General features: G+C 56.5%; 1 pseudogene. It reads left to right on the forward strand.

The features are described from left to right. Window positions 1-78: 78 nt before the first annotated feature. Window positions 79-478 (forward strand): annotated as a pseudogene (locus tag AB4Z23_RS28395) (IS110 family transposase); the annotation flags it as partial.

Here is a 478-nt window from a genome sequence, read left to right on the forward strand (position 1 = left end):
TTGAGATCCCATCAGGGGTGAGTAGCGGCCTGCACCATGGCAGAGTGAGGTCGCTAGAAAACTCTCTGGAGGCCAATCATGCCGATAACAGCAGATCAAACTCAATCGCAGATCACTACTCCCGTCGATCTTGGCGCAATATTCGTCTCGTTGGAATTGAGTAAATCGACCTGGCTGGTGACAACTCTGTCCCCTGGCAGCGAGAAGATGTCCCGCCACTCCGTTACTGGAGGGGATATTGCCGGCTTGTTCGCATGCTTTGCAGCGCTTCGTCAGAAAGCCACTCGGCGAAAGAACATAGTTTACCCACTGGTGGTGATCCAGGAGGCCGGGCTGGATGGCTTCTGGCTGGGACGAGTGCTCAGCAAGGAGGCTTGGATCGAGAGCCACATTGTAGAAGCCGCATCAATTGCCATGCCGCGCCGGCATCGCCGGGCGAAGACCGACCGTATCGATGGCGAAACGCTGATCCGCGCAT

Source organism: Agrobacterium sp. MCAB5 (genome assembly GCF_052114365.1).
Taxonomy (GTDB): Bacteria; Pseudomonadota; Alphaproteobacteria; order Rhizobiales; family Rhizobiaceae; genus Agrobacterium; species Agrobacterium tumefaciens.